The 16,413-nt window shown below is 53.8% G+C and carries 14 protein-coding genes, 1 tRNA gene and 1 pseudogene; 8 read left to right on the top strand and 8 right to left on the bottom strand.

What is annotated here, in order from left to right; translation table 11 throughout:
- Positions 1–92 precede the first annotated feature (92 nt).
- Entirely contained in the window at positions 93–1,532 is a 1,440-nt protein-coding gene (locus QMP16_RS10830) for a CAP domain-containing protein (protein WP_282152393.1), read from the top strand.
- Between the two features lie 390 nt (positions 1,533–1,922).
- Here QMP16_RS10830 and QMP16_RS10825 read toward each other — a convergent pair whose 3' ends face one another.
- Positions 1,923–2,927 carry an AraC family transcriptional regulator gene (locus tag QMP16_RS10825; RefSeq protein ID WP_282152392.1) on the bottom strand — a complete coding sequence of 335 codons (1,005 nt, stop codon included), beginning with the start codon at positions 2,925–2,927 and terminating at the stop codon, positions 1,923–1,925.
- 142 nt (positions 2,928–3,069) lie between these two features.
- Here QMP16_RS10825 and QMP16_RS10820 point away from each other — a divergent pair, with 142 nt between their 5' ends.
- The 4 genes from QMP16_RS10820 (at position 3,070) to QMP16_RS10805 (ending at position 8,353) form a co-directional block, all read left to right on the top strand.
- Positions 3,070–4,467, top strand: a complete 1,398-nt coding sequence (locus tag QMP16_RS10820) for a metal-dependent hydrolase family protein (protein ID WP_282152391.1) — start codon at positions 3,070–3,072, stop codon at positions 4,465–4,467.
- Between the two features lie 86 nt (positions 4,468–4,553).
- Positions 4,554–5,258, top strand: coding sequence for a DUF3299 domain-containing protein (locus tag QMP16_RS10815; RefSeq protein WP_282152390.1), 705 nt, complete (start codon positions 4,554–4,556; stop codon positions 5,256–5,258).
- Positions 5,255–6,433, top strand: a complete 1,179-nt coding sequence (locus tag QMP16_RS10810) for a carbohydrate porin (RefSeq protein ID WP_282152389.1) — start codon at positions 5,255–5,257, stop codon at positions 6,431–6,433. Before QMP16_RS10815 ends, QMP16_RS10810 begins: the two co-directional genes overlap by 4 nt.
- A gap of 69 nt (positions 6,434–6,502) precedes the next feature.
- Complete coding sequence (locus QMP16_RS10805) at positions 6,503–8,353, top strand: amidohydrolase family protein (RefSeq protein ID WP_282152388.1); 1,851 nt, start codon at positions 6,503–6,505, stop codon at positions 8,351–8,353.
- A 134-nt stretch (positions 8,354–8,487) separates the two neighbouring features.
- Here the strand turns inward: QMP16_RS10805 and QMP16_RS10800 are convergent.
- Positions 8,488–8,563: transfer RNA gene (locus tag QMP16_RS10800), tRNA-Val, on the bottom strand.
- Between the two features lie 283 nt (positions 8,564–8,846).
- On the opposite strand from QMP16_RS10800, the gene modA reads away from it, so the two are divergent.
- The 3 genes from modA to modC are packed head-to-tail and all read left to right on the top strand — an operon-like array spanning position 8,847 to position 11,390.
- Positions 8,847–9,599, top strand: coding sequence for a molybdate ABC transporter substrate-binding protein (gene modA, locus QMP16_RS10795; protein ID WP_348774592.1), 753 nt, complete (start codon positions 8,847–8,849; stop codon positions 9,597–9,599).
- A 4-nt stretch (positions 9,600–9,603) separates the two neighbouring features.
- Complete coding sequence (gene modB / locus QMP16_RS10790; RefSeq protein ID WP_282152387.1) at positions 9,604–10,296, top strand: molybdate ABC transporter permease subunit; 693 nt, start codon at positions 9,604–9,606, stop codon at positions 10,294–10,296.
- Positions 10,293–11,390 (top strand): molybdenum ABC transporter ATP-binding protein, encoded by a 1,098-nt coding sequence (gene modC / locus QMP16_RS10785; protein ID WP_282152386.1) that lies wholly within the window; start codon positions 10,293–10,295, stop codon positions 11,388–11,390. Before modB ends, modC begins: the two co-directional genes overlap by 4 nt.
- On the opposite strand, the gene QMP16_RS10780 is transcribed toward modC, so the two are convergent.
- From QMP16_RS10780 to QMP16_RS10755, 6 genes and pseudogenes are all read right to left on the bottom strand, one after another.
- A complete protein-coding gene (locus QMP16_RS10780) occupies positions 11,387–11,539 on the bottom strand; it encodes a hypothetical protein (RefSeq protein ID WP_282152385.1) in 153 nt (50 codons plus the stop codon). The genes modC and QMP16_RS10780 overlap by 4 nt on opposite strands.
- 8 nt (positions 11,540–11,547) lie before the next feature.
- Positions 11,548–11,805: pseudogene (locus QMP16_RS10775) on the bottom strand (integrase core domain-containing protein); the annotation flags it as partial.
- 373 nt (positions 11,806–12,178) lie between these two features.
- Positions 12,179–13,189: a DUF2955 domain-containing protein gene (locus tag QMP16_RS10770; RefSeq protein ID WP_282152384.1), complete on the bottom strand. Its 1,011-nt coding sequence runs from the start codon at positions 13,187–13,189 to the stop codon at positions 12,179–12,181.
- Positions 13,179–14,243 (bottom strand): HlyD family secretion protein, encoded by a 1,065-nt coding sequence (locus tag QMP16_RS10765; RefSeq protein ID WP_282152383.1) that lies wholly within the window; start codon positions 14,241–14,243, stop codon positions 13,179–13,181. Before QMP16_RS10765 ends, QMP16_RS10770 begins: the two co-directional genes overlap by 11 nt.
- Entirely contained in the window at positions 14,240–15,319 is a 1,080-nt protein-coding gene (locus tag QMP16_RS10760; RefSeq protein WP_282152382.1) for an AI-2E family transporter, read from the bottom strand. Before QMP16_RS10760 ends, QMP16_RS10765 begins: the two co-directional genes overlap by 4 nt.
- 176 nt (positions 15,320–15,495) lie before the next feature.
- Positions 15,496–15,765 carry a potassium channel family protein gene (locus QMP16_RS10755; protein WP_233493465.1) on the bottom strand — a complete coding sequence of 90 codons (270 nt, stop codon included), beginning with the start codon at positions 15,763–15,765 and terminating at the stop codon, positions 15,496–15,498.
- Between the last annotated feature and the right edge of the window lie 648 nt (positions 15,766–16,413).

Raw genomic sequence — 16,413 nt, 5'->3', positions numbered from 1 at the left:
CCGTTTAAAGCTTGCGCGCGCTTTTTCGACTGCAGTTTGTGGAAATCTGAACGAGTTTGCTTCGACGATTGCGCTGAATCAGGGGATGGACGATGTCGCAGGCCAGCACGCTTGAGCGTGAAATGCTTAATTTGATCAATGCAGAACGTGCATCGCGTGGCTTTGACTCCGTTCAGCTGGAACTCCGCTTGAACGCTTCGGCCGAAGAGCACAGCCAGTGGATGCTGGAATCCGGTGATTTCTCGCATACGGGTGAGGGTGGCAGCTCGGCCACCCAGCGCATGCGAGACGCGGGTTTTGTATTGTCCGGGTCCTGGTCCACTGCCGAGAACATTGCCTGGCAAAGCCAACGCGGAGAGCCGGGGTTTTCGGACGATGTCGTCGATTTGCACAATGCACTTATGAACAGCCCCAATCACCGCGCCAACATTCTGAATCCGAACCTGGCATATATCGGCATCGGAATAGAAATTGGATCATTCGGCGGCGTTCCTGCCGTCATTGTGACTCAGAATTTTGCCCGCACCACGGCGAGTGTCCAGTTGGACACCGGCGCCGGTTCGGATGCCGGTGGTTCTGATACGCCAGCAGATCCGGTACCGGTCGTTCCCGATCCGGGCGAACCGGCAGAACCGGTTTCGACATCCTCGCAAGAGTATCTGTCGTTCGGGGACACGGACACACTCAGAGTGACGCCGGAAGAGCTGAACCAGAGTATTGTCAGCGGGTTCGGCGTGGGAAAATCCCTGGTCATCGAAGGGGTTGAGCTAAACCGGTCCAACGTCCGTTTCACCGATGGCTCGAACGTGGGTTTCGATCTTGATGGCGACGGCACGACGGACCTGACGATTTCGCTGGACGGCGGGCAGTCGGGCGGCGACTTTTTTGCCATCACCAAGGATGGAAACACCGTGGTCAGCTATGCTAAATTTCTGCCTGACCTTGCGCCAGGGGTCCGCGTTGACAGCAGCGTGATCAACGGCATCGTGAACAAAGCCTTTCTCGAGGGGGACGACACGACAGACTTTCAGATACAATTGGTCAAGCTTGGAACCGCAGATTTTGACAACGTTCTTGGCGTTTACGATATCCTGAGCAATGGCGAGATTGCGAATGTGCGTCTAATTTTTGAAAACGCCAATGATGCGAATGGCACAGTTGAATTAAGTAACTTGGCCGACGGAAGTCGCCTTGGGTTCTTCATTGTGCAAGATGGCGCGGATTGGACCCAGACCCTTTCAGACAGCGACGACCTGGGTTTTGTTGCCGGCAATGGTGCCATGGCAGATGTGGACGACGAATTTGATTTCGTTTTGACGGTGAATGGGAATTCTGCCGGCGTCACCACGTTTCACGCTGAAAAGGCGGCCTTGAACAGTGACGATCAGCAACACGTGCTTTCGGGTGTCGTGTCGGGTGGCCAGTCAATGACCATCGGTTTCGAGGACTTGACGGGTGGGGGCGATTACGATTTCGAAGATGTCGTTTTCAACGTCACCAGGGATGAGGATGACTCACTTACGGTCGTTTAGCGGCATGCAGAGTGAATAACGCTAAACACGTTGAAAGCCATCACACGCCTGTCAAAGCGATCTAGATGGTCAAATGATCCTATTGATAGACTCAATGGGGAGCGAAAGCCGAAAGTGTTGTCAGTGGTTTGAAAGTAGCAAAATCTGCGTGACGGTTCATTAGAATATGACAGCTTGCTGCGATCAAGTATGTGGCCGACCGCACAAAATTAATTAGTTGCTGCAGCGATGGCATAGCGCTGCATGTTACGCCAATGGTGCCGATAGGGCAATATTCCCTTTTCAATCCTCAGATACGGACTCTAAAAAATGGACTCCAAATTTTTGTTTGCCCTGTTTGGACAAACATTGGGAAACTGTGGGCAGCCAATACGAGCAGTCGCGCTTTAGTTATGATCCAAGGCGGAAATTGGTCGGTGTCATTCCGGTTTGACCTCGAAAAAAGCGAGTGAAATGGGACTTGTCGGAATAGCCGAGCATCAGACCAATCTCCGCAATTGTCATCTGGTCTTCTTTGAGGTGCTCTTTGGCGACATCGACACGCAGCCGTTTGGTTTCACGGGGTAGAGTTGTGCCTTGTTGCTGAAGCGCTTTCAGAAACCGTTCCGGGCGTATTCCCAGCATTCCAGCCACCATCTCTGGCCCCAAATTGGTTTCATCTAGTTTGTCCCGTAAGACAGAGCGCAAAGCTGCCACCACGGTTACTTCTTCCTCTTGTTGAGGTGAAGCTATGGGCTTGGTAGAGCCCTCAGAGACATGGTGCAAAAACAACCATTCCACAGGAAAACTAATTTGCATTCCGGGATCAGTCCCAAGGCCAACCTCGATCCCTTTGTAGTCGATAGGCAGCCCATTGATGTATCTGCTTTCCCATCGCACACGCGAAGAATCCCAAGAATCTCCGACGACGGTCTGCAATAGGCGTACATAGATTGCGGCACCAAAACCGGTCACCTGAATGGGCGGGACAGTTGGTTCCTGTTGCCTCTCGATACGATAAGTCGCCTTGCCTGCTTCAATCACAAGGCTGTGCCGCACAGAATTGGACTCCTGCGGTACGAGCCCAACAAAGCGGGTAAAAAACTCGTATAGCGTTTTTGTTGATTGCAAGGCTTGAGCGAAGGGCGGCCATCCTTTTAGGTCAAACACCTCACCTACATTCAGTCCTAGGTATCGATCCCCTGATACTTCTGAGAAGGCATTCACCAAACCGTAGACCAGCTCTGAGTGAACGAACACGGATGGGTCAGACAACAGTTCGGCTTTCAATCCGACCTGGTCCAATGCTGGTTGCGGATTGATCTTGCGTTCGGTGAGATACTGCAAAAACGGAGCGGCTAAGGAGAGGCGAATAAAGCCCTCGCTATGCTCTTGAGAGGTGGAGTTGAAAGGCAAGCTCGTCACCCTTGTGATGATTGGTCGGTTTATTTAGTGGCCATTTTTACGATCACATTCGAACACGCCAATTCAAAAGTGGCAACCGAGGCAAAGATTTCCGGACTACAGTTGGCAAAACATGAATATGAAGGGAGTACTTATGTCCGGTCTACGAATGTCGCTTTGCTCGACGGTAATTGTCGCTGCAGGTCTTTCTTTTTCAGCGTCCGCGCAGGCTCAGGATCAAGAAGAACCCCAAACGTTGTTTACCAACGTGCATATCTTCGACGGCGTGAATGAACAGCGCATCGAGAATGCCAGCGTATTGGTCGAGGGCAACCTGATTAAGTCCGTATCAACCGATGCGATCGATGCCCCTAATGCTACAGTCATTGACGGAGAGGGACGGACACTTACCCCCGGGTTTATTGAGCTGCACGCGCATCTCATGCTGATGGGACCGACCTTGCCTGCGATGGAGGCCAACACGACCTGGGAGGATTTTGCCATACACGGTGCGCGGATGGCCGAGATGTATTTGATGCAGGGTTTCACCACTGTCCGGGATGCTGGTGGCGCTAATGGCGGACTACGTAGGGCGATAGACACGGGCCAAATCGAGGGTCCTCGTTACTATCCATCTGGGGCATTTATTGGAACACGCGGTGGTCACGCTGACTTCGCGAACTTCACGGCACCACCTGGTTCGGAGACAAACATGGGTCGGCTGAACATGGCTCAGGAGGTCAGTGGTGTTGATGACGTCTATAAATTCGCACGTAACAACTTTCGTATGGGCGCGACGCAATTGAAATTCATGCAATCCGGGGGTGTCGTGTCGGCATTCGACCCTTGGCAATTGCTGGCCGGCTCGCCCGAAGAAATCAGAGCCGCCGTCCAGGTCGCGAATGAATATGGCAGCTATGTCATGGCGCATTCCTATCGTAAGGAAGCTATCCTGAGTGCGCTCGACGCAGGTGTTATGTCAATCGAACATGGTTTTTCTTTTGACTGCGAAATTGCCGAAGTCATGAACGAGAAGGGTGCGTACATTACAACAAACCTAACGGCATTTGACCCCGGCCTTCTCGACATTCCGGCTGTGGCGGATGTTCCGGCGAGCCTGGCCAAGGCAAAGTCTGCGTCGGCCACATTTGCTGGCTATATCGACAATATGAAAGAATGCCCGGTGAAACGGGGTTTCCAGACAGACTGTGTTGGTTCGGTAGAGGCGTGCAATATCCAGATTGCCTACGAAAAACACTTAAACAATGATTTTTTTGGCCCCTATACGTCCATGGTCACGCTGACATCGACGGGCGGTGAAGTCGTCGCTCTGTCAGGGGATTTTATGAACCCGTATACCGAAGGCAAACTGGGTGTGATCGAGGAAGGGGCCTATGCGGACATCCTGCTGATCGACGGTAACCCACTAGAAGACTTCTCAGTAGTAGGAACTGGTGATCAGTGGTTTGGCGCCGACCCGAGGCCTGAAAGCCCTGATACGATCCGGCTGATCATGAAGGACGGTGTGATATACAAAAATACACTGAAATAACCCCAAAACTCGACCGGAGAGTATTCATGTTCTTTTGGTTTCGCTCCATCTTGCTCGCGGGTTTGGTCTGTTACGGTCATTCCGCCATGGCAACGCCAAGAACGGCGCTGGACTGGGTCGATCTTCCAGACCCATCTGTGCAGGCCTTTGAAGATCCCTATCGGGACCTCAGCCCCGAACAGTTCGACGACGTCCTTTTCGTTGTGCGGATGCGTGGCAGGCTGCAGCAAGACGCTGGCAGCGCGGAAGAAAGACAGAAATGGCAGGAGCTTCTGACCGAGACCGAGGATGCCTTGGCGGGAGTTGGCGTTGATGTCGACTGGCTGCTCGATCAACGAGAACTTGTGAAAGAACGGCGACGAAAGGCAGGAACGAGCGGAAATCCTCAACTCGATGGTCAAACAATAACAATCGCGGGCTTTGCCATTCCGGGCCCGAGCGATCCAGACGGGCGATCTGTGGCGTATCTAGTGCCAGAACGAGGTATGTGTAGCCACATGCCACCACCTCCGCCCAACCAAATGATCCGTGTGCGGTTGAATGGAGACTGGACGCCCAGCTATTTCCACGAACCCGTTCGGCTGACGGGCAAGCTGACTATCGATCCCACTGTTCAGAATATGATGGTTGTGGACGGCCTCATGCACATGAATGCGACATACCAGCTGGATACGGAACGTGTCGAAACTCTGGAAACCGAAGCAGACGGGCTGGAATGGAAGCAGCGCGCCGCTGATCGTATCCGAGCGGCGGGCAGTCGCAAGACCGGCGGGGCACAGGCGTCTGAATGATAAGACTTCTCGTTGTCGCACTGAGTATTGTCTTTGCTGGCGCAGCGTCGGCCCAGGGGTTATCCGGGCCATCTTCCGTCGAAGCTGATCTAGAGCCCGGAGATGGGCTAACTGATCCGCAATATCGTTCCGATTTTCCGCGCAATATTGCACCGGGTTGGTTTCAGTGGAAAGACCGACTGGCTGAGGGTGGGTTTCGGTTCAACGTGGACTATTTGGCGTTGGGCCAAACCACGAACGCGGATCTGGGGCAAGGCGAAGCTGCCAGCGGAATTGCGCGGTTCTATGGCAGTTGGCAGGCGACTGAACGGGGGTCTCTGACATTCAAGATCGAAGACAGGCACAGTTATACCAATGTTGCCCCGCAATTCCTTGGGCTAGATGGTGGAGCCCTTTCGATCACAGGGACGGCCTTCAACGATAATGGTTTACTGCTGACCAACCTGTTCTGGACCCAAAGTGCCGAGAACGGCGCGTGGACGCTGCAAGTCGGGCAGATTGATGTAACGGACTTTGTGGATATCTATGGGTTGGTCAGCCCTTACAGTGGTTTCCAAAACCTGTCTTTTAATACCAATCCGACAATTAACACGCCCAACCAAGGTCTTGGCATTGCCGGTGGGATAAAGTTGAGCGAAAACTTCTACGCTGTTGCGAGCGTCTCAGACGCAAACGCCGACCCGTCTGATCCAAACTTTGATGTGTTTAGCGATGGCAATCTCTTCAAGTCACTCGAGCTTGGTTACACCTCCGGCTTTGATCGCATTTACTTCGATAATATCCACCTGACCCTTTGGCATGCGGATGCAGCCGACGATGGCAGCCGCCCTGAAGACTATGGGGCTGCATTTTCAGCGGCATGGTTTGTTGGCAATAAATGGATGCCATTCTTTCGGGCAGGCGCCTCAAAAGGAACAGCGGCGCTTTACGATCGGTCCATCTCTGCAGGTCTGGGATATTACGGTCGCAATACTGACCTGGCCGGGCTGGGCCTGAACTGGGCCGAGGCAAGAGGCATAGACGGTGACCAGTTCACGCTCGAAGCATTCTACCGTTTTTCAATCTCGCCCGGACTGCAGATCACGCCGTCGCTGCAGTTCATTTCTGACCCGCTGCAGGACCCCACTCAGGACAGCATTACGCTGTTCGGCCTAAGAACCCGGATCGTTTTCTAATGTGAGTCGAAAGCAGACGCCAAAAACAACAAAACACTCAGTTTTGTCGATAAGAGAGAGGATCTATCCATGCGTACCTTGTTTCTGGCATGCACGTTGTCTGTGTGTTCGACTTTGTGTTTCGCGCAGACTTACGACGTTGTCATTCTCAACGGTCGGGTAATGGACCCGGAAACCGGGTTCGATCAGATCGCTAACGTGGGAATAAGCAACGGCTGGATCACTGCAATTACTGACGAAGAAATTAATGGTAGCGAGTCCATCGACGCAACAGGGCACGTTGTTGCCCCCGGGTTTATCGATCTCGAGCAGCACGGGCTGGACCCTTGGGGTATCAAGGTAAACCTTCGTGATGGCGTTACGACTCAAATGGATTTTGAGGTTGGGGCAGCGAACATCGACGAATGGTATAGTGCGCGCGAAGGCGCAACACAGGCAAACTATGGCACGGTCGTTGGACAAGAATTCGCTCGGATGCGGGTTCACGACGGCCTCGTGCTCGAAGGTGGGGATATAGACTTCCGGAACTTCTTCGCACTGAGGGCACAATCGGTGGAAGACGGTGTCGAGGGGTGGTCTTCTGTACCAAGCAACCGTGAGCAGATGAACAAAATCACTGCCCAGCTGGATGAGGGACTACGTCTTGGGGCCCTCGGTGTGGGATCGACCATCGGCTACGCCCGCGAAGGTATTACCACCTATGAGATGTTCCAAGCACAGCGGGCTGCAGCGCGTTACGGTAGATTGACCTCCGTCCATCACCGATTTCATCCCAGTGCTTCGACGCCGACAGAAACACAGACGGGTGTAAATGAAATCTTGGTCAACGCGATGGTGCTTGGCGCACCGCTCCACATACACCATGACAATGATTATGGCTGGTGGGAAAATCAGGAAAAACTCCAAATGGCCCGCGATCAAGGCTACAATGTCTGGTCCAGTTACTATCCTTGGACCGCCGGATCGGGAAACTACGGAGCCTCGATCATCGCCCCTGAAAATTGGGAAGGCTCGATGGGGTACAAATACGAAGACACCATTTTTGACCCTCAACTTGACCGCTTCGTGACAAAAGACGAATTCTTGAGTTTCGCTGAGAATGAGCCGGGACGGACGGCAATTGTTTTTAGCCCGCCAAGGGAGCAATGGCTGAATGATTGGATCACTATCGCAGGCTATGGCATCTCGGGCGACGGTATGGCCGGGCTAGACATCGAGGGCAATTTGATGAGTTGGGATGCCCCCTACGAAGACTATGCAGGGCATCCTCGGTCAGCAGGCAGCCACGCGCTTGTCCTGAGACTGGCCCGTGAAGCGAATGTGCCGCTTATGCTCACACTTACTCAGCTAAGCTACATCCATGCTAAGCGTTTAGGTGACACGGGCCTGCGTGCAATGCATGTGCGTGGGCGTATGCAAGAAGGCATGGTCGCGGACATCACGATTTTTGATCCGGAGACTGTGACCGAAAAGGCGAACTATACTCTTGGTCAGCAAGGTCTTCCGTCAGAAGGCATTCCGTACGTGCTCGTTAACGGAACCCTTGTTGTTAAGAACAGTGAAGTGCAGCGAGATGTTTATGCCGGACAGCCGGTCCGGTTTCCAGTCGAGGAGAGCGGGCGTTTCGTTCCGGCTGGTCGCGAGCAGATCATGGGTATTCTCACACCGGATACCGGCACGGCCCGTCCAACGCTGCTCGATGATATTACAAATAGTGAAGCCAATTTGGCACCTGTTGCGCCTCCAACTAGCCAGTTTGCATCGGTAGAGCTGACCGAACCCTTTGATTGGTTTACACCTCGCAACGGTCTAGATGACAGTACTCTATTCTATTGCGTCGTGCATGCTCGCTTCGAGGACAGCGCAACAGCAAAACGTGATTATGCGAAGGCTATGTTGTCTAAAGCTGGGGGGCAATAAACTCGAGCTAATAGAGAAATACAGAGCAAACTACCTACCAGAATGCAAAGACGATGCGCAGCAAACACAGTTCCACGGGCGGCACAACAATAGGTGCTAGTCGCTTAAGAGCTTGACACATTGTGGGGAAAGGATGGTGGGTGATGAGAGACTCGAACTCCCGACATCTTCGGTGTAAACGAAGCGCTCTACCAACTGAGCTAATCACCCGTGACGGTGCATTTAGCTAAGCCTGCGCCCGGGTGCAAGAGGGTCTGGCAGAATTTCTTTCCCAGAATCTGATTTGTTGGCCACTGACAATTCAATCGGGCAGGAAATTCGCCGTGCCTCGTGTTGCGGGGTCTTTTCGATTGTGAGGGGCTTATCGTTTTGCGTTCTACCTCGTGGGTGATTGCAAAGGCGCTTGCGTGTCACCTGCCGCCTCAGATATCCCCAAAGGAACTGCAACTTTCCAGGCGGGAGAAAACCGATCCTGTCCCACGCGCGCCGAGTTTTGATAGCGGCCCTGGTTCTGGGCGCTTTGACGCTGGCCCCGCTTCGCGCGGGGGCCGAGGGGATTTTGGTGTTTGCAGCGGCCAGCCTCAAAACTGCCCTTGATGAGATTGCACCTGAATTTGAGCAGGAAACTGGACAGGGCATAACTATATCCTACGCGGCCTCGTCCGTTCTGGCGCGCCAGATTCAGTTGGGTGCCCCGGCAGATCTGTTCATCTCCGCCAACGTTGATTGGATGAATGTGCTGCAAGATCAGGGCCTAATTGACCCCACAACTCGTGTAGATTTGCTGGGCAATGGCCTGGTTCTGGTCGCTGGGAGCGAAGGGGCTGACATTGGCGAAATGCGGCCCGGGGTCGCTTTGGGCTCCGCACTGGATGGTGGATATCTGGCCATGGCGCTGGTTGATGCCGTGCCGGCTGGGATCTACGGAAAGGCGGCGTTGGAAAGCCTGGGGCTGTGGCAGGGCATTCAGGGTCAGATCGCCCAGACGGATAGCGTGCGCGCAGCCCTTGCACTTGTTGCCACAGGTGCTGCCCCAATGGGGATCGTCTACCGATCCGACGCGCAGGTCGAGGGACGGGTTCGTGTCATCGCCGAATTTTCGCCCGACCTGCATCCGCCCATCATCTACCCGGCGGCTCTGACGGCTGCCGGTGCTGAATCCGCGCGGGTGTTTCTGAATCACCTGCAATCTCAGGCCGCGCGGGCTGTTTTTGAAAAGCAGGGTTTCACCCTGCCGAACGGATAGCGGTATGGGGTGGTTGGGACCTGCAGAGCTTGAGGCGCTGAAGTTGTCGCTACGTGTGTCGTTTTGGGCAACACTGGTGACATTGCCGTTGGGCATATTCGTTGCCTACGCGCTGGCACGTTGGCGGTTTCCGGGTCGGCAGGTCTTGAATGGGCTGGTGCATCTGCCGTTGATCCTGCCGCCGGTGGTGACCGGCTATCTGCTTCTTCTGACATTTGGAATTCAGGGGCCGCTGGGCAAGTTGCTGGCAGAGTTCGGAATTGTCGTGGCGTTTCGTTGGACTGGCGCCGTCCTTGCCGCGGGTATCATGGCATTTCCGCTGATGGTGCGGGCCATACGCCTGTCGATCGAAGCTGTGGATCCCAAACTGGAACAGGCCGGAGCCACACTGGGTGCATCACGCCTGTTTGTGTTTGCCACGGTGACCCTTCCGATGATCCTGCCCGGCGTCATCGCCGGGGCAATACTGGCCTTTGCCAAAGCGATGGGAGAGTTCGGGGCAACGATTACCTTTGTGTCGAACATCCCCGGTCAGACGCAAACCCTGCCGTCAGCGGTCTATGCCTTCCTGCAAGTTCCGGGCGGCGAAGCTGCGGCCACCCGTTTAGTGGTCATCTCGATCGTGGTTGCCATGAGCGCGCTGCTGTTGTCCGAATTCATTGGGCGGCGCGTTGCGGCGCGGGTGGCCGGATCATGAGCTTGTCCGTTCGTTTGCAGCACGATCTGCCCGACCTCAAGCTGGACCTGAGTTTTGATGCCCCTCCCGGTGTGACGGTTCTGTTTGGGCGATCCGGGTCTGGAAAGACAACCATCGTCAACGCCGTCGCCGGCTTGGTGAAACCCATGGCCGGTCGCGTTGCCGTCGATGAGTGGGAGCTGTTTGACACCGCGCAGGGCCTTTGGTTGCCGCCGCACAAAAGACGGCTGGGTTACATCTTTCAGGAAGGTCGTCTGTTTCCACATCTCACCGTGCACCAGAACCTGTTCTATGGAAAATGGTTCGCGCCCAAGGGCGCGCGCCGCGAAAACCCGGACAAAGTGATTGAAATGCTCGGGATCGGGCACCTGTTGAACCGGCGCCCCTCGGGGTTGTCCGGCGGAGAAAAGCAGCGCGTTGCCATTGGACGCGCTCTTTTGGCCAGTCCACGACTGATCCTGGCAGATGAACCTCTGGCGGCTCTCGATGACGCACGAAAGGCCGAGATCCTGCCGTACTTCGAGCGGCTGCGGGATGAGGTTTCGGTGCCGATTTTGTACGTCACACACTCGGCCGCAGAAGTTGCGCGCTTGGCGACATCGGTTGTCGCTCTGCAAGAGGGAAAGGTTTTACGGCATGGCCCTGCCTCCGAAGTATTGGCCGATCCGTCAGTCGCACCAGCTGGTGTGCGGGCTGTCGGTGCAGTGTTGCAGGTTCGGGTCGTCAAACATCATTCGGACGGGCTGACTGAGTTGGACGCAGGCGGGTCGTCATTGTTTCTGCCCCGGGTACCCCTGCAAATTGCGGAAGAACTGCGAATCCGCATTCCCGCGCAAGAGGTTATTCTGTCCAGCAAACGCCCCGAGGGTCTTTCGGCCCTGAATGTGCTGGAAGGAACAGTCGACACGATCCGCGCAGGCGAAGGGCCGGGTGCAATCGTGTCCGTAAGAACGCCCGCGGGTTCTGTTTTGGCGCGGGTCACCCGCCGTTCCGTCGAAGCGTTGGGATTGGAACCGGGCAAACCCTGTTTTGCAGTTATCAAAACGGTCGCACTGGCACCGCAGGACGTGGGTGGGCACTTGCGCGGGGTCTAAGCCAGCGCGCGGGCTTCGAATTCTCGCAGGATCAGGCGGGCTGCCCGGCCGAATCCAAGCCCATTCGGCGTGGCTGTGTCCGGGAAAATGGCGGCGAGCTCCTGCAATGCGTCCGAGGACCCTTGAGCAGCCTCATCTGACGGGTCCAAGTTGATTGTTATTGCATCATTGGCCTTTGATCCATTGAGATGATGGTTTCGGGCGCTGGCGGGCGATAGCCCAGAGCACTGTGGGGGCGTTTGGTGTTGTAGTGTCTCCTCCATTGTTCGATCAGTATTTGGGCTTCGCGTAGGCTGTAGAAGATTTCACCGTTGAGTAGCTCATCCCTGAACCGGCCATTGAAGCTTTCACAGTATCCGTTCTCCCACGGGCTCCCAGGTTCAATGTAAGCTGTGTGGGCGCCGACGGCGGCAATCCTTCCCGACAGGGATGGAGTGGCCGAACGCGTGGAAGATGTTTTCAATTTTCTGATCACTTGCTAGCTCATCTAAAGCTTGAGAATTCATGATGCCTGTACCCTTTTGGACGCATCACAAATTGCCGAAGGTAGGCAGATCAGGGGCTATTTTGGCGGTCAGATGCAACGCTTACAACTCAGTCTCAGCTTGTTGCGCAAGGGGTTGCGGGACGCAGTAGATGAGCAGGTGTAATTACGTTTGTGATGAAAACCCCGACAGTTTCCACACAGTCTCCGGGCTAAGCCGCCATTCGCTCGCGAGGATGCTAAGTAAAGCTGGTCAAATTGAAAACTCTGCCGGTTTCAGCGCCGAGCCTCATAGCGACACAGTTCATTCAGTCGCCTGGCGTTCCTTTTCCGGCCAGAATTCATCCACCACGACATATGCAACGATTACAAAAAATGCGGCGCTGGCAACTTGTAAAACTCGAGTGATGCTCTTGACGTCTGCCTCGTCTGAAAATGGCGCAACCGACCCGCCATATACGATCAGGGCCGTTGTAATAGCAGAGCCGGCAGCGGCGGCGAGTGGGGCTTGAGATTTTCCAAGTGCTCCGAGAGTCAGGCAAAAGAAAAAACACAGCAGAATGGGCGTCAAAATAACCGGAGCTATTACGTTTACTTCATAGCATATGATGGAAACTGCCGCCCCAAGGAGGTTTGCCGTCAGCATGGCTTTTGCAACGGTTTTACCTGCGGCAGGCATAGCCGCGAGTTGCTGGCTCAGCAGCGCGACGAAGAACAGAACCAGCAATGCAGACGCTCCGGAAATAAAGAACGCCATAGCAAAGGGCACTGTGACAAGAGACATCCTGACAATTCGGCGATGTGGATCGAAACTCGCCTGCGACACAGCTTTCTTTTGAGCCGCCGTTTGAGGTTCTCCGGGTATCAACACGAACATCAACGTCGATACGAAGCCTGCAAATAGCAGGTTCAACGGTATCCAATACACGAGCACCAAAGCCAGGTCCTGTGATTGCAGAACCAAGTTCGGAATCATCAATGCGCCCATGAGCGCTATGACACCTGGTAAAACTCCGGCGCCTGAAACTGACCATATGAAAGACAGGATTATTCCAATGGCCACCATCATAAGAAATACAAGCGGATATGGTGAGAAGATTGACGACAACAGGAACGAAATGAACATCAATCCAATAGAGAAGACAAAGAGCTTGGCAAATGCTGCCAAAGGCAATGCGGCAGGTGCTTGTAGAAAAAGGGCGGCGAACACCGCCCCAACGACGGCAAGCGGCCACCCAAGAAATAGGCCCAATGAAAAGACGCCGGTAACACCCAGCGCAAGCCGGATGACAGAGCGTTGGTCCTCAGTACGCATAGGACAGAATTGAAACCACGCGGATGTAGGTGCGTCCCACGAGGTTCAGCAACGAGTTGTCGCTTAGGTACATGATCACGTCGGCTTGCCCATTCAGCTGAAAGCGAAGGTCATCTTCGGTGCTTCCTGCTTCATAGCCGGGCAAAACGATCCTGACCGGAAACCTTTCAGGCTCGCGCAAAAATCCTTTAGTGCTTGGCGGGCTCGCCAATTGCCCGGGCACATCACCGCCACTTAAGGAAACAGCCGCACTAAAGCTCTCAATGACACCCGGAATAATCTGACCTGGATGCATGTCCAGCACCACGTCAACCGGAGAACCTATCGAAGCTCTTCCTAGGTTGTTCTCGGAAAAATATGCCTCGATCCAAACGTCAGTTGCGTCCAGAAACGTCAATAGATCCTGGCCGGATCGCGCATATGTTCCGGGGGCTATCAGCAAGTTTGAGATGACACCCGTCGCCGGAGCACGTAGTACAGTCCACTCAAGGTTTAGCTCTGCATCCGCCAGGGCAGCCAACGCGCGCTGGATTTTAGGGTTTTCAATCCCGTCGTCACCAAGCCTCTGTTTTGCTTTTTCCAGATCCGCTTTTGCATTCTCATAGTTTGCCTCGGACTCTGCCAGTTGCCCTCGCGCATCATCGGCCTTTGAGACGGCAATCAACCCTTTCTTTTCGAGCGCAAATACGCGTTCCGTTTGAATGCGCATCGTATCCAGATCGCTCTGCGCCCTTGCTAGTTTGGCTTGTGCCGCTCTTACCTCTGCCGAAGATGCGCCCACTTCTTGAGTGGCCGCTTCGAGATCAGCTTCCGCTTTGTCGCGCTGAATCTCGTAGGGTCGCGCGTCGATCCGGACGAGGACATCTCCGGCCGAGACTATCTGGCCATTTTCGACCAATACGTCAGTCACGGTGCCTGTCACCTGCGGGACGATCTGGGTCGCCACGGCTTTTACTCTGGCGTTCCCGGTAAATGGCGTTTTCCGATCAGCGACCAGGTACCAGACAAGAAAAATCAGAATGACAGCCAGGGTTGTCCATATCGTCTTCCTCATTTCGTCGCACCTTCAGCAACGCCCTCGGTTTCGGGCGAAGTATCAATCCAGACCTTGAACAGCTCATAGAAGACAGCGAAGAGAACCGGACCCATAAAGACGCCGATCAAACCGTACGCCATCATACCTCCGAGAACACCGATGAGGATGACCAACATGGGGGTCTCAAGGCCTTTTGAGATGAAAACGGGTCTTAGGAAACTGTCCATTATCATGACGGGAACGGCCAAAACGGTGAAGATCAAAGCAGTTCCGCCGGACATGGAACTCCATGCGTAAATAATTACCGGTATAAGAACCAATCCGGGCCCGATTTGGATAATCGAAAGTATCAGGCAGATAAATGCCAGCGTGGCGGCCGAAGAAATCCCAAACAAAGCCAACAGTATCCAAACGCAGACCGCCTGAATGGCTGCTACACCAATCACGCCTTTTGTCACGTTCCTAATAGTTGCGCCTGCCAGTGTTACGAATTCACCGCCGCGCGGTGCGAAGACACGGTTTGCAAAGCGCTGAAGACCCTGGACCAAATTTGGACCGGGACTGAACAACGCTCCCATAATCAACACGGACAAAGCTAAGCCAAGAAGTCCGATGCCGATGCCCAACACCTTTCCGAACAGCGACTTGGTGATCTCAAGGATTTGCGTGCCATACTTCGCAAGCGCGCCGTCAAGATTGCGCTCAAACATTCCCCAGACATCGGCTATTTTGTCTCCCACCAAGGGCAACTCCTTGAGACCCTCGGGCGCAGGTGGGACTTTCAACTCACCCTTGTCGGCCTGTTCCGCAAACTCGGACCCTAGTTCTGCAGCACCAGACACCGCAGTCGCGACTGGCCCCAGGGTCAAAACAAGGCCCAACAAAACCAAGATCGTCGTGGCAAGTTTTTTCCGCCCTCCCAGCTTGGACTGAAGCCAATCAAATGCCGGGTATAGGGCCACACAGAGGATCGTTGCCCAGATAACCACACTTGCAAGCGGGGCCACCATGACCAGGGCGCTGTAGAGGAATAGTCCGAGAAAGAGCAATCGTATTGCCAGATCGACAATCTTCGCGTCCTGAGTCTTTTCCATTCCATCCCTCCATATGTTTTTGGAATGTTACACTCAAAAAACATAATATGTATATTTTTTTGAATTTTAGTGATCATCTATCAGCTTGAAGACACAAATGAATCCGGGCCACGGCTTGAGGTGCCCAGTCAAACCAATGCCTGGGCAAGAATTCGATTTGGCCAAATTGGGATAATCTACTTGTCCGCTTTTTTGTCGTCTTGGGACAAGATTGTATCTGCCACTGTGGTCGCCGCGGTCACGAAAACACCGAGGCCCACGATGATGTAAATCATTGTGAATATCTTCCCTGCCGCGGTTTCAGGTGAGAAGTCACCAAACCCCACGGTCGAAATCGTCACGACAGAAAAGTAGATTGAGTCGAGCCAACTCCAACCTTCGACAAAGTGATAAAAGACCGAGGCCCATAAAATCATTCCAACTGTGAAGGCAAGAATGCCTTTCACTCTACCGTCCTTTAACGCAACGCCCATCCCACGTGTTATTCTGGTTAGTGAGTTCATCGTGTCCTCGTCGTTTGAAGAATTCACATATAGCAGTAATTAGATAAATATGGAAAATCGTAGAAACCTGGCTGCAGGTAGCTTGGAGGGCGCGCCGAACCTCCGAAATCACAACTCCTGCAACTTGTTCGTTTTTATACTCTTACGTTCCGTCCGGGTGGAGGACAACAAGCCCAACTTCAATTTTATCGTTACTGCTTTGTTTATCTATACGCAGATGAAGTATGTTAAGATTGGGATTCGGACGAACACGAGGTCTTTGGACGTTTGGTAGGCGCCATTTGTTATCCGTTGCGTGCCAAAAGATATGTTTTCTGACGCTTCAATCAGGTTGCAGCGTCAGAGACAGCCGATCTAGATGCTCTTCTGCAATCGCTCCCATCCTCGTCACTCTTGTGACGGTTGAGCCAGATTGTTTCTTTGCTGTCATCACGGCCAATTAAGCTATAGTAAAATGTGGCCTCAGATGATGTCCTTAGCAAAGATAAAGTAGGTGTCGAGGGTCCTGATAGGCTGAGTTACTCTTTGGACCTGCTGACTGGGGTTTGTAGTTTCAATTCTCTGCCAATAGGTCACCGCAGGAGGCTTGCC

It is taken from the genome of Ruegeria atlantica (genome assembly GCF_947495585.1).
Lineage (GTDB): Bacteria > Pseudomonadota > Alphaproteobacteria > Rhodobacterales > Rhodobacteraceae > Ruegeria > Ruegeria atlantica_G.
This window is presented reverse-complemented; position numbering and strand designations above follow the sequence as displayed.